The organism is Methylophaga sp. UBA678, assembly GCF_002299105.1.
Classification (GTDB): Bacteria; Pseudomonadota; Gammaproteobacteria; order Nitrosococcales; family Methylophagaceae; genus Methylophaga; species Methylophaga marina.
The window spans coordinates 1-21,901 of record NZ_DBNG01000032.1; the positions used below are offsets into that span (position 1 = coordinate 1).

Sequence of the window (21,901 nt, forward strand, 5' to 3'; positions counted from 1 at the left end):
GGCTCGCGCCCCCCAGGTGTTACCTGGCACCTTACCCTTTGGAGCCCGGACTTTCCTCACCGATATCACTATCAGTGCGATTGCCAAGTCGTCTCAGTGCGCTATTCTACCTAAAGGCTAAGTTTTCTGCTGTAATTTCAACGCCAGCTGATAGGCTTCATTTTTACTGCCACCAGTGATGTTAGCCACCATCGCTGCCGCTTTTTTAACCGGGAGCTCAGTCAACAGAATTTGCAGTAGTCGACTGATCTCTTGCTCATCTGCCGTGGTCTCACTCTGACTGCCCTCTATTAATAAAACACACTCACCACGCTGCTGGTTATCATCCGCTTTTACCCATGCCAGAAGCTCGGTTAACGATCGCGTTTCAATAGTCTCGTGAAGTTTCGTTAACTCCCGTGCCAGACAAGCGCGTCGTTGTTCACCAAAAATAAGCACCGCTTCCTCTAGTGCTGACACCAGACGACGAGGACTTTCATAGAATATTAAGGTCCTTGTATCGGACTTAAGCGATTCCATAAATTGTTTACGAGCTGACGATTTAGCAGGCAAAAATCCTTCAAAGCTGAACCGGTCAGAAGCAAGTCCTGACGCAGACAAGGCCGTAATTAAGGCACAACATCCAGGAATGGGAGTAACGCGAATTCCCGCTTCTCTTACCGTCGTCACCAAGCGATAGCCAGGGTCACTGATTAACGGTGTTCCCGCGTCACTGATTAAGGCGACAGACTCACCTCCTAGTAACCGTTGACAGAGAGCATCACTGCGTTGCTGCTCATTATGCTCATGCAAGGATATACTGGGTGTTTGGATGGCATAATGTTGCAACAGATATTTGCTATGCCGTGTATCTTCAGCAGCAATGACATCAACGCTTTTCAATACCTCAATCGCTCTTGCTGAAAAATCGTTTAAATTACCGATAGGTGTAGCGACAATGAATAATTGACCTGCTTGGCTCTCGCTCACAGTGTTTCCTTAATCTTAAATACAGTGTGGTCGTAATATACGCGAACAGGTAAGATGATGCCTCCTATGACTAAATTATAGAATGACCTTATGTCCCTGAAACGCAGCTTCTGGTTATCCGCCATTATCCTCCTGAGCTTGACGGCTTGTCAGCCAGTGCAATCACCTATCAGCATGACAAAGCCCGCACAAATTGAAACGCTCGCTTCAGAACTTTCGGGACAATACCGGGAAGCGGCCGAGGAATACGCTCAACTTGCTCTAAAAAATGATGGCGCAGAACAAGCGGCCTACCAATTGAAAGCGGCTCAAATGTATTGGCAGTCTGGACAAGTTGAGCAAAGCCAACAAGCACTTGAACAGATCAAACTTAGCTTACTCCACCCATCTCGACGCTATGAAGCAGCAATTCTGGGTGCCAATATTGCTCTCTTTAACAGTGATGGCGAGCGAGCCCTAAAAGCACTCAGCAATGTTCAGGAAAAAGACTTAGCCGCTCAGAACCTGAAAAGTGTGCTTAAGCTCCAGGCTGATGCTTATACTCTGACCGGAAACTGGTTAGAAAAAGCCAATACACATCTGAAACTGGAAAAAATCCTGACGGATGCCGACGCGTTAAAGAACAATCGGGAAGCTTTATGGCAGGCATTAATGCAAATGACACCGCAAGCCCTTGACCTATTCAATCCCGGCTATCCACCCGCTGAAGATAGTGGTTGGTTTGCACTGGCCTATAATATAAAAGCATACCAGGATAACCCGGAAGTGCTGGCTGTCGCACTCGAAGACTGGAAAAGAAGTTACCCCAACCATCCAGCCGATCCTGCGCTTTACCAAAAAACATTAGCCTCTGGCACGCATATTCCAAAAGACATCAATAATATTGCTGTTTTATTACCCCATTCCGGTCCATTTGTTGAGGCTGCAAAAATTATCAAGGATGCCATTATTGCGGCACAATATGTCAGCGGCTCAACAGCAAAGTTACATTTCTACGACATCGAGACTGATGCCATCAGCGGGCAAAATAATGTGCTAACTCAATATGACGCCGCCGTAGCTGAAGGCGCCAGTGTCGTCATTGGACCTTTACAAAAATCATCAGTAGAAACATTAGCCACCCACCCAGACCTGAGCGTTCCGGTGCTGGCTTTAAACCGCACAGATGATGATCAGACCTACCAAAATCTGTATCAGTTTGGCCTGGCACCAGAAGATGAAGCCGTCGCTGTCGCCACTTACGCGAAACAATTAGGTTACAAACGCAGCATCGTGCTCGCCCCATCCAATGATTGGGGACAACGCATTACCTCAGCCTTCACTACGCAATGGCGTAAAGAAGGAGGCAGTACATTGATCGTCTCGAACTACAATGAGGCTGAAAATGATTTCAGGGATACACTCATTCCTCTGATGGGCTTGAATGAGAGCGAGCAGCGTTATAAATCCCTTCAGGGCACGCTGGGTCGCTCACTCGACTTTGAACCACGTCGACGTGAAGGTGTGGATTTTTTATTTTTAGTCGCACGCCCACTCAAGGCTCGACAGTTAGTACCTCAGCTCAAATATCACCGCTCTGGTCAATTAGCACTATTGGCGACCTCACATGTGTACAGTGGTCAGGCCGATCCACAACAAAATATTGATTTAAATGATTTGGTCATCAGTGATATTCCTTGGGTATTTGAGGAGTTAGCGAGTGAAGATCCGGTTTACCAATCATTGAAAAATCAGTCGCCAGAGAACTTTACCAGCGCAATACGACTCTATGCTCTTGGCGTTGATGCGTACAAATTGATACCTCAACTCAATAAGCTGAGCCGTGATCCAACAAGTTCGATGGAAGGCGCTACTGGTAGCTTATCCATCAATGCACTAGGACACGTCACGCGCAAAATGCGGTGGGGAAAATTTGAACAAGGTGAGCTAAAGCTTATTAAATAATTATGTTTGCCAGGGATAAAGGCCAACAAATAGAACAACAGGTTTCACGGTATCTACAAAAGCAGGGGTTGCGTTTAATCGAACAAAACTACCAATGCCGTGGAGGTGAAATCGATTTAATTATGAAAGAAAAGAATACCTTGGTTTTTGTCGAGGTTCGATTTCGAAAAAATGCACGTTTTGGTTCAGCACTGGAGAGCGTGAACAGGCAAAAGCAGGCAAAAATTATCCTAACAGCCCAACATTACATCCAAACAACAGCCTCATCTGCAGAGCAGTTTAGATTTGATGTTGTTGCCGTAAGGCCTGCTGACTCCTCTTTACAGATTGAATGGGTAAAGAACGCTTTTCAACTTAATTAACTTATAACGATATAAGTACAAGGTTATTACAAGGAAAATCATTATGAACAAACTCAAAAAAGCAGCTTGGTTAGGCTTAGTCATACCTGCCGCTACGTTGTTTCTTCAAGCCTGTGTACCCGTCGTGGCAACAGGTGCGGCTACAGGCGCATCGGTTGCGTATGATCGCCGCACTACGGGGAGTGTAATTGATGATCAAGGCATCGAATTTAAAGCGTCTTACGCCATTTATAACAACAAAGAAATATACAATCAGAGTCATATAAATGTGACCAGCTACAATGGTGTTGTTCTGTTGACGGGCGAAACCCCGAGCGAATCATTGAAGCAAAAAGTGACGGCAGAAGTGAAAGCGATTCCAAAAGTAAGACGCATTCATAACGAATTGGCGATTGCTGCGCCAAGCGCCTTACCATCACGTAGCAGTGATGCCTGGATTACATCAAAAATCAAAGCGAAAATGACCACTGATGAAAACACCGATCCTTTCCACGTTAAAGTTGTGACGGAACGCGGCGTAGTTTATCTGATGGGAATGGTTAGCCATGCTGAAGCAGACCAAGCAGTGAATATTGTAAGAAACTCTGCTGGTGTTCAACGTGTGGTTAAGATATTTGAATACACAGATTAAACTGATTCGAGCAGTCAAAAAAAGGGCTCTTTACGAGCCCTTTTTTTATCAGAATGGTTTAACCACAACCAGAATGACAATAGCGATCAATGCTAGAACAGGTAGCTCATTAAACCAGCGGTAATAGGTATGGCTACGCTCATTTTTATCTGCAGCAAACTTTCTCACCATTGAGCCACAGATTCCATGATAAGCAAATAGCAGTAATACCAAAGTCAGTTTGGCATGCAACCAGCCCATTGATGCTATTTGGTCGAGTGGATAATAACTGACAAGCCAGATACCAAATATGAGAGTCAAAAGTGCGCTGGGCGTCATGATGCCACGGTAAAGTTTTCGCTCCATAATCTTAAAGCGGTCTTTGCCAGCTTGATCCTCTGTCATTGCATGGTACACAAACAAACGTGGCAAATAGAACATTGCCGAAAACCATGTCACCACAAAAATAATATGAAGTGCCTTTACCCAAAGCATGGAGTATTCCTCTTACAAAAACAATGATAGTATCAGTTTATAAATAAGGGGGTAGTTATGACCGATTCAACCGCTCAGGATAGACGCCGATTCAGCCGTATACCATTTGATGCTGTCGCCCATATCAATACCGAAAATGGTGATTTGTTTCTTAATTGCCAAATCATTGATATTTCATTAAAAGGTCTTTTAGTTCATAAACCAGGACAGTGGCAATCTGCAATTGGTGATAAATGTCGTTTGGATTTACTGCTGGATAACGCACAAGTCATTATCGAAATGGAGACCGTTGTTGCCCATATTGATGATGAGCAGATCGGCTTTGATTGTGAACATATTGGTTTGGATAGCATTACTCATTTGAAACGTTTGATAGAGCTCAATCTGGGTGATGAAGCCATCCTGCATCGTGAATTATCAGCCTTGATAGATGAACATTAAGACGTCATATCCCGAAGAACACTAATCACTTCTGAAAGATGCTTGACTGCATGGACTTTCATTCCTTTTAAGCCTTTTCTTGGTGCATTGGCTGCGGGAACAACAGCATGAGTAAAACCGTGCTTATTCGCATCTTTGATACGTTCTTCACCAGCTTGCACTGGACGAATCTCCCCCGTCAGGCCAACCTCACCAAATAATACCCAGTCTCTCGGTAAAGGCTTGTTTCTTAAGCTAGAAATGATGGCAGCTAAGACCGCTAAATCTGCGCCTGTTTCACTCAGTTTCACGCCACCAACAACATTAATAAACACATCCTGATCATGACAAGTAATGCCACCATGCCGATGCAAAATAGCCAACAACATGGCTAAGCGATTTTGCTCAAGGCCTACTGTCACCCGCCTCGGATTTCCAAGCGGACTGCTATCTACTAAGGCTTGTACCTCAACGAGCATTGGCCGACTACCTTCTCGTATCACTGTGACAATACTGCCTGGTACCGACTCCTCACCCCGAGACAGGAAAATGGCCGACGGGTTACTCACTTCTTTGAGTCCCAGTTCCGTCATACCAAATACACCGAGCTCATTGACTGCACCAAAACGATTTTTTACGGCACGGAGAATTCGAAATCGCGTTGAGGTGTCCCCCTCAAAATACAGTACCGTGTCGACCATGTGCTCAAGTACCCGAGGTCCGGCTAATGCACCTTGTTTTGTCACGTGACCAACGAGAATCATTGTCGTACCGCTAGATTTCGCAAATCGAACCAGCTGTGCAGCACTTTCACGCACCTGTGCCACAGTTCCAGGTGCCGACTGTAATAACTCGGTGAACACGGTTTGAATAGAATCAATCACCATCACCTGAGGTTTACGGTTTTTAGCTACCTGAATCATCTGCTCTGCATGAGTTTCAGCTAATAGATCGACCGGTGCCTGCTCTAACTGTAAACGCTCAGCACGTAGCCTGATTTGCTGTAGGGATTCTTCGCCACTGATATAGAGAGGACTGATACCACTGCTGTCAGCCATCGTCGCCATGGCTTGCAATAATAGTGTCGACTTACCAATCCCTGGATCACCACCAATTAAGACGACCGAACCGGTGACTAAACCACCGCCGAGAACACGATCAAGTTCTGGTAAACCTGTAGTCCAACGTACAGCCTGTTCTGATGTGACGTCTCCCAGCGCCTGCACTTCACTTTTTTGCTCACCAGCATAGCCTGTATGCTTACTGATTGTCGCTTGTGCGGTTGAAGACGCACTGGAATAAATCTCTTCTTCCAGACTATTCCATGCCCCACAGTCAGAGCATCGTCCCGCCCATTGGGGTGTTTGTGCGCCACACTCTTTGCAAACATAGACCTTTTTTACTTTAGCCATCTTTCACATCCCTGTTAACGCGTTTACTCAAGACAGTGACCAGTTCATAAGGAATGGTGCCAGCATAGTTGGCAATCTCTTCCACCATCAACTCTGAACGTCCCCATAACAACACTTCATCACCGACATTTGCCTGAATACAATCCGTCAGATTGATACAAATCGTATCCATGGAAATACGTCCAATCACCGGACAGCGTTGACCTTGAATCACCACTTCAGACTGGTTAGACAAATGGCGACTATAACCATCACCATATCCAATACTGGCGACACCAATGCGGGAAGGTTGCTTCGCAGTCCAGTCGCCACCATAACCAATCTGTTCACCTGTATTGAGGTCATAAGTTGAAATCAACCGTGTGGTTAAATGCATCACTGGCAGTAAGCCATGTTCAGCAGACGTCGTTTCTGCAAATGGAGAAATACCATACAACATTAGACCGGGACGAACCCAGTCCAAGTGTGACTCGGGATAAGCTAACACTGCAGCAGAATTAGACAAACACACTGGCAAGCCCGTTTTTTCTTTCAGACTGAGCATGTGTTCAAGTTGATGTTGATTACGGATGTCACCAACAAGATCAGAGTTTGCAAAATGACTCATCAAGCCGAGCTCATGGTTCATATTGCCTGACGCATGTAAACCACTGATGATTGCCTCAACCTGTTCGGGTCGAATACCAAGACGATGCATACCACTATCAACCATAATCCAGTTAAATTTTAATGGCTGACTCAATGTTATAGAGTTCAATACATCGACTTGGAAGCTTAAATGTATCACTGGCGATAAACTTAGTTGTGCTGCAAGCTGAAAATCATCAGCCGTATTCACACCTTCAAGAATAACAATGGGAAGTGTCACACCTTGCTGTCGAAGTGATACAGCCTCTGACAGTCTGGCAACAGCAAACGCATCACTCTGCTTGAGCGCTTCTGCTACAGTGATCACGCCATGTCCATACGCATCAGCTTTGATAACAGACATCACCTTACTGTTTGCAGCCGATTGCTTCACGCGTGCAAGGTTATGCTGTAAAGCTGGAACAGAAATAGTTGCCGTGGGGAAAGTCAATGCTACTCCTCGCCGTAGCTCGGGTAATTATCCTGATCATCGTAGTAACTTGGGGCAAAATTCTCAAAGCGCGTGTATTTGCCCTGGAATGTCAGCGCCACGGTACCGATTGGGCCATTACGCTGTTTACCAATAATAATTTCGGCCTTACCTTTATCAGGCGAATCTGAATTGTAAACTTCATCACGATAAATAAAGACAATAAGATCGGCATCCTGCTCGATCGCACCCGACTCACGTAAATCCGACATGACTGGACGTTTATTCGGACGTTGTTCCAGGCTTCGGTTCAACTGTGATAAAGCAATTACCGGTACTTCAAGCTCTTTACCTAAGGCTTTCAAAGACCGTGATATTTCAGAAATCTCTGTTGCCCTGTTTTCAGTCGCTTTACCAGCATTACCCTGCATTAATTGCAGATAGTCAATCACGATTAGACTCAAACCATGCTCACGTTTGAGACGTCTGGCACGGGCACGTAACTCAGTTGGGCTTAGCGCTGGCGTATCATCAATAAATAAAGGAGCTTCGTTAAGTAAGGCTATGGCTGAGGTTAAGCGCGGCCAATCATCATCATTTAATTTACCAGTACGTAGGCGATGCTGATCAATTCTGCCTAAGGAGGACAACATACGCATCGCCAGCGCATCGGCAGGCATCTCCATACTGAACACCGCTACTGGCTGTTTACTGTGTATAGCGCCGTTTTCGGCAATATTCATGGCGAAGGTAGTTTTACCCATCGATGGACGGCCGGCCACAATCACCAAATCCGCCGGTTGCAAACCTGAGGTTTGCTCATCAAAATCAATGAAGCCGGTCGGAAGGCCTGTGATCGCACTATCTTGCTCAAACAGGCTATCGATTCTGTCGACTACCTTACTCAGTACATCTTTTACCTGAATAAAGCCACCACCACGTTTCGCCCCTTTTTCGGCAATTTCAAACACGTGACGCTCAGCAATATCGAGCATGTCTTCTTTGCTCATGCCTTCAGGCTTAAACGCCATATTGGCAATGCTGTTACCGACTTTGATTAATTGACGAAGGATTGCACGTTCGCGAACGATTTCAGCATACGCGGCAATATTGGCAGCACTTGGGGTATTACGAGCCAGCATGCCAAGGTAAGCGAGTTCACCGACCTGATCTAGCTCACCACGTTTATCATGCCACTCAGCCAGTGTAATCACATCAACCGGTTGTGACTGCTCCATTAACTGTGCAATTGCCCGGTAGATTAACTGATGGTCATGACGATAGAAATCTTGCTCAACAAGAAGATCCGCCACTTGTTCCCAGGCAGAGTTATCGAGCATTAATCCGCCAAGCACTGACTGCTCAGCTTCGATTGAATGAGGCGGCACTTTCAGTGCTTCTGTGGCAGAATCCTTAAATGAATCAAAATAATTTAAGTCTTCCACAGTGTTAATAGCCTCTAATTAACTAAGAAACAATTCTCATAAACGAGATGATGACAATAAAAAATGGAGGCTAGGCAGCAAGCTCAGCCTCCATACTTTTTATTACGCTTCTTCTTGAGCTTTAGCAATCGCTTCAGCTTCTTCCAAAGCTGCTTCTCTTGCTTTTTTCGCTTCTTCCGCTTCTGCTTTTGCTTGCAGTTCAGCTTCTGAGCTTACATTGACTTTAACCACTTCAACCACATCTGCATGCAATTGAATGTCAATATTGTATTCGCCTGTATGACGTAATGGACCTGTCGGTAAACGAACTTCATTACGGTCAATATCCGCACCAGCAGCATTTAATGCATCAGCAATATCTGTAGCGGTAATTGAACCGAATAATTTACCCTCAACACCAGCGTTAGCCATGATATCCAGAGAACCGGCAGCCACTAATTTTGCTTTACGCGCTTCAGCTTCAGCTAATACTTTTGCTGCTGCTGCTTCGAGATCTGCACGACGTGCTTCAAACTTTTCTCTGTTTTGCTTAGTTGCAGGTAACGCTTTACCTTTAGGTACTAAGAAGTTACGTCCGAAACCAGACTTAACACTCACTTCATCGCCCAGATTACCAAGCTTTTGAACTTTTTCTAGCAATATAACTTGCATCGTTCTACCCTCATACGCAATCAGATGATTGCTTATTCAAATACCCGTACCACTCTTTTCAGAGCGAGCACGTAAATTAAACCACTGATCTATTACACCAAGACTGGCTAGTATCATTACCATTTGTGGCAACATAATCACAAGCAAAACATAGATTGTAATCAACCACGCTTTACTTTTTTGTTTTATCGTCACAATAGCATGCACGATAGCCAATCCCTGGATACCAAACACCACCAGCATCACAGGCAAGCAATCCATTAGCCAAGGCACATAACGACCAAAAGTAGTTAATGCCAAAGCCATGAGTACTGCTGTAAAAACAGCAGGTGCTTTGCCTAAGCGCAACTGTTTAAACTCTGTGCCAAAGGCACCTGGATTATAGAGCTGAGACTGCCAAGCCCGACCGATAATAATGCCTAAAATTGCATTCAGACAGACGCCTGCCGCGACTAATCCCGTCATCAACCCCGATAACCGTATGCTTACTTGTTCAGTCTGCGCAGCATTTAATTGCCAGCTGGGCTGTTGACTTAAATTGTCAATAAATGGCCTCAACATTTGCTGCCACCATGAGGCGGTATCAGGGATAAGCACATGCATCAATAGTACAACTAAAATGCCCAGTCCACTTGCCGTCAACAGTGACAGCGCAAATGAACGTGTGTAACCCAGAACCAGTGTTACCAGATAAACAGGTAACCAGCTGGTCAGCAAGACTAAACCTGCAACCCATAATTGCCCGACCAAAAATCCAGCCAAAAGAGCAAACACAACTAGTGTTGCCAAGATGACCCTCACACCTTCGCGTGGGCCCATTCTCAGTGTTGTTAACGAAATCACCCCACTCGACAAATAATTCAGAGGAGGAAAGATAATCGCTAACGCAGACAATACCGCTGTCGTTGCCGCCGCTTTCCAGCGGCCTTGCATGGCATAGGAGGCAATAGCTTTAAACAGCATAGCTGATATGTTTAGTTACTTAGATCAAGACAATTATTTATGCATGTCGCAGTATGGCAACAATGCTAGGAAACGCGCACGCTTCACACAAGTTGAAAGCTGACGCTGGTAGCGTGCTTTAGTACCTGTGATACGGCTTGGTACGATTTTTCCGGTTTCAGTGATGTAGTTTTTTAACAAATTTACATCTTTATAATCGATTTGTTTAATGCCTTCGGCAGTAAAGCGACAAAATTTTCTACGTCTAAAAAAACGTGCCATTATAAATTCTCCTAAAAGTCTGCAGCAGTATTAAGCTGATTTTTTCTCGTCTTCTTTTTGCATCATAGGTGAAGCTTCAGTTACGGCTTCTTCCATGTTGACAACAAGATGACGAATAACAGCGTCGTTGAAACGGAATGCAGTTGTCACTTCATTCAGTTGCTCAACACCACATTCAACATTCATAAGAACATAATGCGCTTTGTGTACTTTATTGATTGGATAAGCAAGTTGACGGCGACCCCAATCTTCTAAACGATGGACTTGACCACCTTCGCTTGTCAGTGTTTGGGTATAGCGCTCGATCATGCCAGGCACTTGTTCACTCTGATCAGGGTGGACCAGAAACACAATTTCGTAATGTCTCATTTGAGCTCCTCACGGTTTAAACAGCTTTATGGTCTGTGCCACAAAGCAAGGAGTTTACCCTTGATTTCAATTCAAAAGGTAACCGGGAATTATACTTGTTTTTTCAACAATGAACACCCCCATATACAAGGCCCCCTAATCTCAGGGGTACTGACTTTTGATAGAGAGCAGAATAATACATTGGCTAATTGAAATAAGGCATGTCAACGACACGACTTAAACAATAACAGCAGCATCTAAATATTTAAACAAAAAGGACTGTTTTATGAAAAAAGTTATATTTTCTACTGTCTGTTTTGCTCTTGCAACGGTGATGAATATCTCTCACGCAGCATCTGCAACGTCATTTACCCATGGGGCCTTTGTATCAACTTCTCAAAAAGCCTCCGGTTGTAATACTGGATTTTGTAGTGGCGGCGGTTATGTTTACAACAGTGATGGTGGTGTAAACACAACATCTGCCGCGTACACAACAACTGACGGTGATGCAAAAGGCTCGGCATCATTATCCGGCACAGCAGGGGCGCCTATTCTAAAAGCCTACGCACAAGCTCCTTCTGGTGCTTCCAGCAGAGGATACGCTCAAGGTCTCCAAATGTACCAATACACGGGAGATTCAACCATGACACTGGAAGCGAATGCCTCTTTTCATAGTGTAATGTCAGGAGAAGGTGCTGGACTTTATGGTGCTGCAGCACTTATCGCAGTCGACGAATATACAGACACGTATTCGCTTGAAGATGGCTTCAATTACGCTTATATGGACGATATTCTTCTTGAAGGTTTTTCTGGTACGTTTGACTTAGATAGTGACAGCATTTTTGACGTGTCAGGCGATCAATATCTGGATATGACACTATCTTTAGTTCTTGAGCCAATGGATACATTTTACCTATGGGGCGAAATGACCGCTTTTGCATTATCAGGCAGTAGTTCAGATGCCATGGCTACGGGATTATTTTCGTTTAATACAACTGACGTAATTGCACTTGGTAATATTTCTGCAGTGCCCGTTCCAGCAGCAATCTGGTTATTTTCATCTGCATTATTCGGATTATTTGGCTTACGCCGTAAATTTATCAACCAAGATAAATAACTCTAGAACTTGACGTGCCGTAGAGTATTACGGCACGTTATTCTTGCTGTTCAGACATACAATGTAGTTTACTACTACATTACTTCATGGAGAATCGAGTGATAGCAGATGGATATCAAAATACTCATCATCGATGATCATCAGCTCTACATCGAGGGTTTGAAAGCTATATTCCCACAGCTTTTACCGAATGCAGAAGTTCTGTCGGTCAATCACATAGAAAATTTAGATGAGTTAAATCAGGATTTGGATATGATTCTACTCGATCTGCGGATGCCAAACGGTGGAGCCGTCGCTGTCTTAGATTATCTGAAGACTAATAGATTAACTATTCCTGTTCTGATTGTTTCTGCATCAGAACATAGTTCAGACATCAAACTCGTTTTCGAGCATGGTGCCATGGGTTACTTACCCAAAACAGCTTCTAGTGATGATCTTCTAGAAGCCATTAAAACGATTCAAAATGGCGATAAGTATATTCCCGAACAGTGGGATAAATTTATCTCATCTGAAAATCAAAGTGTCATCCTTAATATCAATGGTCAACAAATCCGACTCTCACCACGGTTATATGAAACGCTTCAATTGATTGACAAAGGATTCTCAAACAAAGAAATCAGCACCATCCTTGGCATCAGTAGCCACACCGTCAGTGATTATGTAAAGGTCTTATTTCAAAGACTTGACACAAACAGCCGGACAGAACTCATACATACTGCACGGGCACTTAATCTGTTTAAATTTCAATAATGACGAAGTCTCCCAAAGTAGCCACCCCAGCTTTCAGTCAGGCAACCAGAGCAGAAGGCATTCGTTTTTTATATCGAAATCTCAACTCTTTAATACCCGGCTTAGCTATATTGCCTTGTGTCATTGCATGGTCTGTATGGGGCTACATTGATCATGTCATTGTTGTTAGCTGGTTATCTATTGCCTTGTTGGTGATCGTTTTGCGATTCTGGTTAAACTATCGTTTTCATAAGCTCACTCCAGACACAAAGCAGGTTTTTATATGGGGGCGATACTTCACTTATACCTCCCTACTCACTGGTGTAGTTTATGGTTCTGCTGCTTTTTTATTATTTGTCCCAGACTCTCTGCCACTGCAATTGCTGCTGTTCACTATCATCATAGGACTCACCTCAGGTTCAATATTTGTCACATCTCATTGGTTGGAAAGTTACTACGCGCTGATGATTCCAGCACTGGGAATGGCCTCTCTCTCCCTTTTTCTACAATCTGATAGTGGTTATCAGCTACTTTCCTTTGCGATTTTTGCGTACTTGCTAATGAGCATTGGTATGGGCAAGCGTTCAAGTGAATCAGTTCTCAACAGCATACAGCTTCGGTTTGAAAATACAGAGTTGCTACATCAACTCACCATAAGTAAAGAAAAAGCAGAACAAGCCAACGCTCGTAAAACTCGATTTCTCGCCTCTGCCAGCCATGATTTACGCCAGCCAGTGCATGCCTTGAATTTATTTACAGATGCTCTTTCTCAAGAACCTCTCACCGATAAATCCAATAAATTATTGAGCTTCATGAGAGAGTCTGTTGAAGCACTCAGCCAATTACTCTCTTCATTGCTCGATATAAGTAAGTTAGATGCAGGAATCGTTACACCAAAGCTCACTTCTGTTGATATGTCGGACTTGTTGAACCGCCTCTACAGAAACTTCCTCCCTCTTGCTGAGAAAAAAAAGCTCGATCTCAGGCTCAGGTGTCATTCTGCCCCCTTTGTTATGAGCGATCCCGTTTTACTGGAAAATATACTACGCAACTTAATCGATAACGCCATTAAATACACATCAGAAGGCGGCATACTAGTCAGTTGTCGAAGTCGGAAAAATCATGAGTTATGGCTTGAAGTCATTGATACTGGAGATGGTATTTCACCAGTCAATCAAGAATTCATCTTCGAAGAGTTTTATCAAATAAATAATATGCAAAGAGACCGCCGTCAAGGACTAGGGTTAGGTCTGGCAATTGTTAAAAGACAGGCTTTGTTATTAGGTCATCAGCTGAACGTCAAATCACGGCAGGGTAAGGGTAGCGTATTCAGATTATGCATAGAACAAAATAATCACAATAACGTTTATTCCTTAGTTGAAGAAAAAGAAGGTAAACCGCTTCTAACTCAAAAGAACGCACATATTCTTGTTGTAGATGATGATCCACTGGTTCTTGAAGGCACTAAAACTATTCTGGAAAATTGGCACTATTCCGTTTCGACTGCAAGCGGACTAGAGCAAGCATTAAAAATTATCGCTGCTACGAAGATCGACATTATTATTTCTGACTTCAGTTTAGAAGGAACTGATGGCATTACTGCCATAGAGGCACTTCGTAAGAAATCGGGTAATGACATACCCGCATTGTTAATTACAGGTGATACAGCACCAGCTCGTATTAAAGCAGCAAAAGACAGTGGAATGGCTCTACTTCATAAGCCTGTTAACGTCGCAAAATTACGGACTGCCTTACATTTCCACTCAGACATTCATTGACGTTGACGAAATGCTTCGAATAAACATACTCCAGCCGCCACTGAAACATTAAGACTTTCCGCTTCTCCCTGCATAGGAATAAAGACGACCTCATCGCAGTTTTCACGAGTTAGGCGTCGAATCCCCTTACCTTCTGCGCCAAGCACAATGGCCAGAGGTCCTGTCAGTTTGGTTTGATAAAGACTGGTTTCACTCTCCCCTGAAGTCCCTATTAGCCACACACCTCTTTGCTGAAGCTCTTGCATCAACCGCGCAATATTGGTGACCTGAACAAAAGGTAAGCGCTCAGCGGACCCACTGGAAATTTTTATCGCTGTTGCTGTTAAGCCTGATGCACGATCTTTAGGGGCAATAACTGCGTGCGCACCCGAGGCTTCGGCTGTGCGCAGACAGGCACCGAGATTATGCGGGTCTTGCACACCATCAAGAATCAGCAACAATGGTGGTTCATCGAGATTGTCGAGTAAGTCGAATAACCCTTTTTCATCGAGACTGTCTAAAGGTCGACACTTCGCCACGCAGCCCTGATGCTGCACATCCGGTGCCAGTTTTTCGAGTGTTTCACGTTCAGAATGATGAACAACGACCCCCTGCTCCTGCGCAGCATTCAGAACATTCTCAACACGACTATCGTGACGTTCGGCAGCAAGCCATATTTCCTTAACTCGGCTGACAGGCACGTCAAGTGCGGCCTGCACAGCATGCAGGCCAAAAATGATATCCGGATCAATCGGGGCGTGATGTGCCGTTTTATTTTTACGGCGTTTGATAGGCTTCAGACTCTTGTCCTTCAATAACGGGTTTAACGAATAGTTCAACACGACGATTTAATTGCCGTCCAGCTTCCGTGTCATTTGTTGCTCGCGGCTCACTTTCGCCCTTGCCGATAGCAAATAAACGATCGGAAGACACGCCTTCCGCTGATAAATAATCAACAACAGACTGCGCTCTTCGCTCTGATAGTTTCATATTGTAACTTTCTGAACCGACGCTGTCTGTATGGCCTACGACATGAATAATGGTATTCGGATATCGCTGTAAGATGTCCGCCACTTTATTCAATGTCGGCGTAAATGCTGACTTCAATGATGCACTGTCAAAATCAAATGAGACTTCGCTAGAAATATCAATTTTGAGGGTTTCGTTTTCTAATTGCTGAATTTTCAACTCATTGCGAGCTTGCTCATCAGCTAATGCTGCTTCCATTTCCTTCTGCTGTTTATCCATGTAATAACCCACACCTCCACCAGCTAATGCACCCACGGCAGCACCTGCCAGCACGCCACCTGTACCGTCATCTACCGCATAGCCTAATAATGCACCTGCGGCAGCACCTACAGCGGCACCTGTTTTTGTTTTTTGATTAGGGTCATTGGCAGCACAACCACTGAGAGTTGCCGCTATGAGTGAGGCCAATACAATTTTTTTCATCTCATTTTCTCCTAGAGAATTTTATGGATTTCTAGACCGTAGACCGGTTGCTGATTATACTTGTTCCGATAGTTTCAATCTTTACAGGTAGCAAATGGGTACTGAATTTATTCCTATCAATATCGCTATTTTGACAATATCCGATACACGAACGAAAGACAATGATGCCTCTGGTGACGTGTTGCAAGATAAGGCCACTGCCGATGGCCACAATGTCAGCTACAGAGATATCGTGGCCGATGATACTTATCGCATAAGAGCTGTTATTTCGCAGTGGTTAGTTAATGATGATATCGACGCCATCATCACGACAGGCGGCACCGGCCTTACAGGACGAGATGGTACGCCAGAGGCCGTGAAAGTTTTGTTTGATAAAGAGATTAAAGGCTTTGGTGAATTATTTCGTGCACGTTCGTATGATGTTATCAAAACATCTACAGTACAGAGTCGAGCTATTGCCGGTTTAGCTAATGGGAAATTTATTTTTTGCCTGCCTGGCTCCAAAGGGGCCTGCATAACAGGCTGGGATGAGATTCTCCACGATCAGTTAAATGCCAGCCATAGACCATGTAACTTTATCGACCTGATACCTCGTCTATTAGAAAAATAATGATAGTCATCCAATACACAACGGCTGGATGTCATTTATGTGAACAAGCTTTAGCGCTGCTGGAAGAAACATCCAAAATAAATGATATCAACATCAAGCTTGTTGAAATTGGTGATGATGATAATTTGGTCAACCAGTTCGGTGTGCATATACCTGTTGTCGAGTTTCCTGATCAGCAACGACTATACTGGCCGTTTGATCTGACTGAGCTTAACCAGAAAATTCAAGAACAATCATCTTCTTACACGTAAACTTCACATGGATAAAATTAAGCTCAGATAAGATTATTATCGGAGCTGATGATGCCAGTGAAACTCATAACCATCGTGTTCGTCCTCAGTGCTTTGTTGACTAATATGGCGACTGCAGGTCAATATCCAAAAGCACCGGGTGTTCGTTATGATGTCGGTGGATATAAACTGCACATGCTCTGTAAAGGCAAAGGCGTTCCCACTGTTCTTATCGATACCGGATTGGGAGACGACTCAACTGCCTGGTTCGATATTCAAAACGACATGGCCAAAACCACTCAAACCTGTGTTTACGATAGAGCAGGCTACGGCTGGAGTGATACAGGCCCTCAGCCTCGCACTAGTGTCAGAATCGCTAATGAGTTAGAGATCTTGGTCAAGAAAGCTAAGCTGCAAGGTCCGTTTATCCTGGTTGGCCATTCATTTGGTGGATATAACATGCGAGTATTTGCTGCCAATAACCCTGACGACGTTAGTGGCATAGTGCTTGTCGATGCCTCTCATGAAAACCAATACGAACAACTCAATATTAAATTGCCGCAAAACTACGACCGAAAGAGAAACATCATCATTCTGCCAAAACCATCCAGTGATCTGCTCACGGCTGAGCAGTCGATGCTGAAAGAACGTGCCATAAATGCAGCACGAACCGAAATTTCCTCACTTTACCAAAGTGCGTTACAAGTCAAGCATCTCGAGCATCTGCCAGATGTGCCTTTGGTTGTCATCAGTCGCGGTCAAAGCGAATGGCAAGGCCAAAAGGATGGTGAAAGTCGCGAAAAGATCTGGGTCCACCTGCAACAGGAGTTATGGAAGTTAACGCCTCACAGCCAGCACCTGTTTGCGTTTCAGAGTGGCCATGATATTCACCTTCATCAACCTGACATTATCACAAGTGCGATTGTCGATATGGTATCAACCAGTCAGGTTATGCATTGAAGAGCAAACTGGCTATACTGTGTTCCTTTTCTAAAGACACAGCATGACAATTCAGTTTGTAAATACACAAGCCGGTCTTGAAACACTTTGCCAACAGCTAGCCGACAGTGACTGGCTTGCCGTTGATACCGAATTCCATCGCGAAAAGACCTACTTTCCACAACTATGCTTAATCCAAGTGGCGAACCATAATGTTATCGCCTGTGTGGATCCACTAGCAATTGAAGACCTCTCAACGTTAATGGCATTGTTTTACTCTGATGACATGACCATTGTTTTTCATGCGGCAAGACAGGATTTAGAATTATTTTTCTTGATGCAGAATGCACTTCCACCAAAAGTGTTTGATACACAACTCGCTGCAACGGTTCTCGGCTATGGTGATCAAATTGGTTATGGCAATTTGGTTAAACAATGTCTAGGCGTTGAACTTGATAAAGGTCAAGCCAGAACAGACTGGCGACAACGGCCTCTTTCTGATGCCCAAGTCGAGTATGCCGCTGATGATGTTCGCTATCTTCGACAAGTTTATTTACAACTCCTTGATGAACTTAACAGAACAGGTCGTGTGGAGTGGTTAAGTGATGACTTTGCGGCATTAACTGCAATAGAAACCTATCAGGAAGATCCACAACAAAGCTGGCTAAGGGTGAAAGGTGCTGGCAGATTAAAAAGTCAGCAACTTGTCATACTGCAAGAACTTGGCGCTTGGCGTGAGAAACGGGCCATTGAGCTTGATTTACCTCGTCGCTGGATTTTGAAAGATGATGTGATGCTCGACTTAGCTCGCTTCGCGCCAATGACGCTCGAGGCAATGAAAAAAATTCGTGGCCTAGAAGCGCGTGATATAGACCGGTATGGCAACACCATCATCAAAGTCATCACCGCAGCAAAAGATATTCCGAAAGAAAAGTGGCCTGTATTGAAACGACCTTCAGCGCTTAGTAATCAGCAAGAAGCACTGATTGATGCGTTGATGGCATTATTAAGAAAAAGTTGTGATGAACAATCCATCACCCCTTCTGCAGTGGCCACACGTAAAGATATTGAATCATTGGTGCGGGGCCAGGATTGTGCTTTATTACATGGCTGGCGCTATAAAATTATTGGGCATACCTTGCAAGCATTCATGCAAGGAAAAATCAGTATTCAGGCCCACCCTACCCATCTAGAAATAAAGGAAAGTTAAGTTATGTCAGTGCTTATTTGTGGCTCATTCGCTTTCGACAATATTATGGTTTTTCCTGATAAGTTTAAAAACCACATATTGCCGGACAAAGTGCACATGTTAAATGTGGCCTTTCTGGTGCCAGAGTTACGTCGTGAGTTTGGTGGCTGTGCCGGTAATATTGCCTATAACCTGAAACTACTTGGTGACAACCCCGTGCCAATGGGTACGGTAGGAACTGACTTTGCTCCCTATGCAGAATGGATGGATGCGAAAAATATTAACCGTGATCATGTCCATGTTAAACAAGGTCATTACACGGCTCAGGCATTCATCACAACTGACCAGGATGACAATCAGATTACAGCCTTCCACCCAGGCGCGATGAACTTGGCTCACGAAACGCCCATTAGTGAAGCAAAAGATATTAAACTGGCTATTATTGCCCCTGATGGTCGTGACGGCATGATCCAACATGCTGAACAATTAAAAGCCGCTGGAATCCCATTTATCTTCGATCCAGGTCAAGGCTTACCGATGTTTAATGGTGATGAATTAATGGCCTTTGCAGAACAAGCCAGTTATATCGCTCTTAATGATTATGAAGCGCAGTTATTCATGGACCGCACAGGACTGCCAGAAGAAGAAATCGCTCGTCATGTTGAAGCATTGATTATCACACGTGGTGCTGAGGGCTCATATATCTATACTGAAGGTAAGCGAATAGAGATTGCCTGCCAAAAAGCTGCCCAAGTGGTTGACCCAACCGGTTGTGGAGATGCATATCGTGCTGGTCTATTACACGGCATTTTGCATGGAAAAGACTGGGAAGAGACAGGCAGAATCGCTTCGACGCTAGGCGCGTTAAAAATCGCTCATCATGGTACACAAAACCACCAGATTGACGCCGCCTCTATTCTATAAAGCAGCAATATTGATGATCGTCGGGTTAGAAAAAATACGCTATCAGCTGAAGTACCAGCAAAGCATATAACCCGGCGATAACATCATCTAGCATCACCCCAAAACCACCATGTAGTTTTTTATCAGCCAGGCTCACTGGCCAGGGTTTCAAAATATCAAACAGCCGAAACAGCACAAAACCCAATACAATCCATAACCAGCCACTGGGCGCGGCGAGCATGGTAACTAAATATCCCACGATCTCATCCCACACAATGGCAGAAGGATCATCTTGCTGTAACCAGTCGACCGTTTTTTGACAAAACCAGACGCCAAGAACGAAGAGCAAGGCGGTCAATAGAAGATAGCTAATAATAGGTAACGGCTGCATCAGGTAAAAAACCGGAATAGCGGCTAGCGTACCAAAGGTACCCGGTGCCTTTGGAGCCAAGCCAGAACCAAACCCATACGCTAAAAATGCTGTTGGTCTTTTTAATAATTGTGTGAAAGTGACTTTAGACAAAATGGTCATACCCTTTGCTTGTGATATCTAACACTGATGGTTGTCCTTGTTCATCTAAGAGAACAATTTTTTGTTCGTCCGTAATTTCACCAATCTGTTGAATATCTAAATTTAGTGTTTCAAGTGCCTGCACATGCTCTGCAGGAACCGTAAAACAAAGTTCATAATCATCTCCAGAACTCAACGCTAATCGCCAAGCCTCGGCTTTATCCAGTTTCTGTAGGCTAGGTGATAATGGTATGTTGCCTAGGTAAATTCTTGCACCCTTGCCACTGGCTTCAAGAATATGGCCAAGATCAGCTAATACCCCATCAGAAATATCAATGGCAGCATTTACAAACGGCTGAATTTCTCGGGAGATGTTTACTTGAGGTATGGGTTGCTCCAGCCGTTTATTTAAAAAAGACCAATCTTCCTCAGATAACTCCTCAGGCTGCCATGATGCTAAACGTTTCTGCAAAGCAGCTCCCGCATCACCAAGCGTACCAGTGACATAGATTTTATCGGCTGATTTAGCATAATTACGCTGAAGCTGAGCCCCTTTTTTCACCAGACCATGCACTTGAATGCTAATAGTCAACGGACCTTTTGTGGTGTCACCGCCAACAAGCTGAATATTATGTTGGTCGGCTAACTCCGCCATGCCTGACGCAAAGGCTGATAACCACTTTTCATCAAGTGCAGGTATCGTTAATGCTAATGTAAACCAGGCTGGTGTAGCGCCCATGGCGGCCAGATCGCTTAACCCCACCGCCAATGATTTATGGCCTAGCGTGTGAGGATCTACATCCGGGAAAAAATGAATACCGGAAACAAGCGTATCAATTGAAATAGCTATATCGCTATCCGCAGGACATGACAACACAGCACAATCATCACCAATATCCACAATCACGTCTTGACGTTTTTGTGTTGCATCAGCAAAAAACTGTTGTATCAGTGAAAACTCAGTTAAAGCCACACAGAAAACCTTTTAATCATCAGGCAAGCATCGTCGACACCTGCCCAGTATGACTTATTTCTTTTGACGTGCAGCTTTCGCTGCTTGGTGCTCATGAGAGCGTAATCGAGCGCCCATCTTATCTAAGACGCCGTTGACGTATTTATGACCTTGTTCACCACCGAAAGACTTGGCTAATTCGACCGCTTCATTCAGCACGACACGGTATGGTATTTCTGGTAGATGAATAAATTCAAATACGGCGAGACGAAGCACGGAGACTTCTACCGGATCAATCTTTGCCAAATCACGGTCGATGACTTGTGTCAGTTCTTCATCAATTTCATTTTGATATTTGATCGTGCCGTCGACCAATGTCACAAAATATTTTTTATCAATTTTGTCAGCATATTCTGCAGTGACAAACTCAAGTGTGTCTTTTTGTGGTGCTTCACCATTGACTTGAGCTTGATAGAGCGCTTGTACAGCAGCTCGGCGTGCTTTTGTTCTGGGTAATCCAGTGGCCATTTATTTGCCAGCCTCAATTTGTTTTATAGACTTAACCATTTAATCAC

General features: G+C 44.3%; 26 protein-coding genes. 12 read left to right on the top strand and 14 right to left on the bottom strand.

All coding sequences use genetic code 11. From position 1 onward, the window contains the following. Nucleotides 1–117: 117 nt before the first annotated feature. Nucleotides 118–969 carry a 16S rRNA (cytidine(1402)-2'-O)-methyltransferase gene (rsmI, locus tag B3014_RS14105; RefSeq protein ID WP_289245180.1) on the bottom strand — a complete coding sequence of 284 codons (852 nt, stop codon included), beginning with the start codon at nt 967–969 and terminating at the stop codon, nt 118–120. Between the two features lie 90 nt (nt 970–1,059). Between rsmI and B3014_RS14110 the strand changes: the two genes are divergently transcribed. The 3 genes from B3014_RS14110 to B3014_RS14120 are packed head-to-tail and all read left to right on the top strand — an operon-like array spanning nt 1,060 to nt 3,906. Next, the gene (locus B3014_RS14110) at nt 1,060–2,913 is read left to right on the top strand and encodes a penicillin-binding protein activator (RefSeq protein WP_289245181.1); all 1,854 of its coding nucleotides are present in this window, start codon (nt 1,060–1,062) and stop codon (nt 2,911–2,913) included. Between the two features lie 2 nt (nt 2,914–2,915). Continuing rightward, complete coding sequence (locus B3014_RS14115) at nt 2,916–3,275, top strand: YraN family protein (RefSeq protein WP_289245182.1); 360 nt, start codon at nt 2,916–2,918, stop codon at nt 3,273–3,275. A 43-nt stretch (nt 3,276–3,318) separates the two neighbouring features. Then, a complete protein-coding gene (locus tag B3014_RS14120) occupies nt 3,319–3,906 on the top strand; it encodes a BON domain-containing protein (RefSeq protein ID WP_286305490.1) in 588 nt (195 codons plus the stop codon). 48 nt (nt 3,907–3,954) lie between these two features. Here B3014_RS14120 and hemJ read toward each other — a convergent pair whose 3' ends face one another. After that, a complete protein-coding gene (gene hemJ, locus B3014_RS14125) occupies nt 3,955–4,380 on the bottom strand; it encodes a protoporphyrinogen oxidase HemJ (RefSeq protein WP_286305491.1) in 426 nt (141 codons plus the stop codon). 57 nt (nt 4,381–4,437) lie between these two features. On the opposite strand from hemJ, the gene B3014_RS14130 reads away from it, so the two are divergent. After that, on the top strand, nt 4,438–4,821 hold the full coding sequence (locus B3014_RS14130; protein ID WP_286305492.1) for a PilZ domain-containing protein: 384 nt from the start codon (nt 4,438–4,440) through the stop codon (nt 4,819–4,821). Here the strand turns inward: B3014_RS14130 and radA are convergent. From radA to rpsF, 7 genes are all read right to left on the bottom strand, one after another. Next, the gene (radA, locus tag B3014_RS14135; protein WP_289245183.1) at nt 4,818–6,212 is read right to left on the bottom strand and encodes a DNA repair protein RadA; all 1,395 of its coding nucleotides are present in this window, start codon (nt 6,210–6,212) and stop codon (nt 4,818–4,820) included. The genes B3014_RS14130 and radA overlap by 4 nt on opposite strands. Further along, entirely contained in the window at nt 6,205–7,290 is a 1,086-nt protein-coding gene (gene alr / locus B3014_RS14140; RefSeq protein ID WP_289245184.1) for an alanine racemase, read from the bottom strand. Before alr ends, radA begins: the two co-directional genes overlap by 8 nt. 2 nt (nt 7,291–7,292) lie before the next feature. After that, the gene (gene dnaB, locus B3014_RS14145; RefSeq protein ID WP_289245185.1) at nt 7,293–8,714 is read right to left on the bottom strand and encodes a replicative DNA helicase; all 1,422 of its coding nucleotides are present in this window, start codon (nt 8,712–8,714) and stop codon (nt 7,293–7,295) included. Between the two features lie 102 nt (nt 8,715–8,816). Next, nucleotides 8,817–9,365, bottom strand: a complete 549-nt coding sequence (rplI, locus tag B3014_RS14150) for a 50S ribosomal protein L9 (protein WP_349675883.1) — start codon at nt 9,363–9,365, stop codon at nt 8,817–8,819. Nucleotides 9,366–9,401: 36 nt separating this feature from the next. Continuing rightward, nucleotides 9,402–10,328: a DUF2232 domain-containing protein gene (locus B3014_RS14155; protein ID WP_289245186.1), complete on the bottom strand. Its 927-nt coding sequence runs from the start codon at nt 10,326–10,328 to the stop codon at nt 9,402–9,404. Nucleotides 10,329–10,361: 33 nt separating this feature from the next. Further along, entirely contained in the window at nt 10,362–10,589 is a 228-nt protein-coding gene (rpsR, locus tag B3014_RS14160; protein WP_007146026.1) for a 30S ribosomal protein S18, read from the bottom strand. Nucleotides 10,590–10,619: 30 nt separating this feature from the next. Further along, nucleotides 10,620–10,958: a 30S ribosomal protein S6 gene (gene rpsF / locus B3014_RS14165; protein WP_007146027.1), complete on the bottom strand. Its 339-nt coding sequence runs from the start codon at nt 10,956–10,958 to the stop codon at nt 10,620–10,622. 265 nt (nt 10,959–11,223) lie between these two features. Between rpsF and B3014_RS14170 the strand changes: the two genes are divergently transcribed. The 3 genes from B3014_RS14170 to B3014_RS14180 all read left to right on the top strand — a co-directional run bounded on the left by B3014_RS14170 (nt 11,224) and on the right by B3014_RS14180 (nt 14,561). Further along, a complete protein-coding gene (locus B3014_RS14170; RefSeq protein ID WP_289245187.1) occupies nt 11,224–12,054 on the top strand; it encodes a hypothetical protein in 831 nt (276 codons plus the stop codon). Between the two features lie 108 nt (nt 12,055–12,162). Next, a complete protein-coding gene (locus tag B3014_RS14175) occupies nt 12,163–12,804 on the top strand; it encodes a response regulator (RefSeq protein ID WP_289245188.1) in 642 nt (213 codons plus the stop codon). After that, nucleotides 12,804–14,561 carry an ATP-binding response regulator gene (locus B3014_RS14180; RefSeq protein ID WP_289245189.1) on the top strand — a complete coding sequence of 586 codons (1,758 nt, stop codon included), beginning with the start codon at nt 12,804–12,806 and terminating at the stop codon, nt 14,559–14,561. The genes B3014_RS14175 and B3014_RS14180 overlap by 1 nt, the downstream gene beginning before the upstream one ends. Here the strand turns inward: B3014_RS14180 and rlmB are convergent. After that, nucleotides 14,555–15,292, bottom strand: coding sequence for a 23S rRNA (guanosine(2251)-2'-O)-methyltransferase RlmB (gene rlmB / locus B3014_RS14185; RefSeq protein ID WP_289245219.1), 738 nt, complete (start codon nt 15,290–15,292; stop codon nt 14,555–14,557). The genes B3014_RS14180 and rlmB overlap by 7 nt on opposite strands. 25 nt (nt 15,293–15,317) lie before the next feature. Next, nucleotides 15,318–15,992: an OmpA family protein gene (locus tag B3014_RS14190; protein WP_286305498.1), complete on the bottom strand. Its 675-nt coding sequence runs from the start codon at nt 15,990–15,992 to the stop codon at nt 15,318–15,320. A 94-nt stretch (nt 15,993–16,086) separates the two neighbouring features. On the opposite strand from B3014_RS14190, the gene moaB reads away from it, so the two are divergent. Genes moaB through B3014_RS14215 form a run of 5 tightly spaced genes read left to right on the top strand, consistent with a single transcriptional unit; the run spans nt 16,087 to nt 19,884 of the window. Then, nucleotides 16,087–16,602: a molybdenum cofactor biosynthesis protein B gene (moaB, locus tag B3014_RS14195; protein ID WP_289245190.1), complete on the top strand. Its 516-nt coding sequence runs from the start codon at nt 16,087–16,089 to the stop codon at nt 16,600–16,602. Then, nucleotides 16,602–16,853, top strand: coding sequence for a glutaredoxin family protein (locus B3014_RS14200; protein ID WP_286305500.1), 252 nt, complete (start codon nt 16,602–16,604; stop codon nt 16,851–16,853). Before moaB ends, B3014_RS14200 begins: the two co-directional genes overlap by 1 nt. A 51-nt stretch (nt 16,854–16,904) precedes the next feature. Then, entirely contained in the window at nt 16,905–17,792 is an 888-nt protein-coding gene (locus B3014_RS14205) for an alpha/beta fold hydrolase (RefSeq protein WP_289287012.1), read from the top strand. 43 nt (nt 17,793–17,835) lie between these two features. Continuing rightward, nucleotides 17,836–18,981, top strand: a complete 1,146-nt coding sequence (gene rnd, locus B3014_RS14210) for a ribonuclease D (RefSeq protein ID WP_289245192.1) — start codon at nt 17,836–17,838, stop codon at nt 18,979–18,981. 3 nt (nt 18,982–18,984) lie between these two features. Then, nucleotides 18,985–19,884 (top strand): carbohydrate kinase family protein, encoded by a 900-nt coding sequence (locus tag B3014_RS14215; protein ID WP_289245193.1) that lies wholly within the window; start codon nt 18,985–18,987, stop codon nt 19,882–19,884. Between the two features lie 25 nt (nt 19,885–19,909). Here the strand turns inward: B3014_RS14215 and B3014_RS14220 are convergent, their stop codons facing one another. From B3014_RS14220 to nusB, 3 genes are read right to left on the bottom strand one after another with little or no spacing between them, the layout of a single operon-like run. Beyond that, a complete protein-coding gene (locus tag B3014_RS14220) occupies nt 19,910–20,395 on the bottom strand; it encodes a phosphatidylglycerophosphatase A family protein (protein WP_289245194.1) in 486 nt (161 codons plus the stop codon). Then, nucleotides 20,379–21,347 carry a thiamine-phosphate kinase gene (gene thiL, locus B3014_RS14225; RefSeq protein ID WP_289245195.1) on the bottom strand — a complete coding sequence of 323 codons (969 nt, stop codon included), beginning with the start codon at nt 21,345–21,347 and terminating at the stop codon, nt 20,379–20,381. The genes B3014_RS14220 and thiL overlap by 17 nt, the downstream gene beginning before the upstream one ends. Before the next feature lie 54 nt (nt 21,348–21,401). Beyond that, nucleotides 21,402–21,854, bottom strand: a complete 453-nt coding sequence (gene nusB, locus B3014_RS14230) for a transcription antitermination factor NusB (RefSeq protein ID WP_289245196.1) — start codon at nt 21,852–21,854, stop codon at nt 21,402–21,404. Between the last annotated feature and the right edge of the window lie 47 nt (nt 21,855–21,901).